The 579-nt window shown below is 72.4% G+C and carries 1 protein-coding gene; it reads left to right on the forward strand.

The features are described from left to right. Positions 1–140 precede the first annotated feature (140 nt). Positions 141–579, forward strand: a 439-nt coding sequence (locus IG54_RS0137315) for a Zn-ribbon domain-containing OB-fold protein (RefSeq protein ID WP_037898482.1), incomplete at its 3' end; no start/stop codon positions are given.

Consider the following 579-nt stretch of genomic DNA (forward strand, 5'->3'; position numbering starts at 1 on the left):
GGGGGCGGGGCGGGGGTGGTGCGGGGGTGGGTGCAGGGGCGGGCTGGGGCAGGGGTGGGCGCTCTTGTGCCAGGCGGGGCCGGTGCGCTGAACTGACGGTCCGTCAGTTGGGATCATCGAACAAGAAGGGCGAGCTACTGATGAACAAGGACCCGTCCTCCTCCTCTTCCTCCTCTTCCGCCTCCGCCCGCTTCGACCTTCCGGAGCCCGATGCCTTCACCCGCCCCTACTGGGATGCGGCGGCCGAGCGGCGGCTGCTGATCCGTCGCTGCGGGGCGTGCGGCGCGGCGCATCACTATCCGCGCGAGTTCTGCCCGCGGTGCTGGAGCGAGGACGTCACCTGGGAGCGGGCGAGCGGCCGGGCCACGCTCTACACCTGGTCGGTGGTGCACAGAAACGACCTGCCGCCGTTCGGCGAGCGGGTCCCGTACGTGGCCGCGGTCGCCGACCTGGAGGAGGGCCCACGGATGATGACGGAGGTGGTGGACAGCGGCCCGGGGGAGCTGCGGATCGGGCTGGCGCTGGAGGTGACGTTCCGGGAGGGCGGGGGGTTCGTGGTGCCGGTGTTCAGGGTGGGGG

The sequence above is a fragment of the Streptomyces sp. NRRL S-920 genome (genome assembly GCF_000717945.1).
Lineage (GTDB): Bacteria > Actinomycetota > Actinomycetes > Streptomycetales > Streptomycetaceae > Streptomyces > Streptomyces alboniger.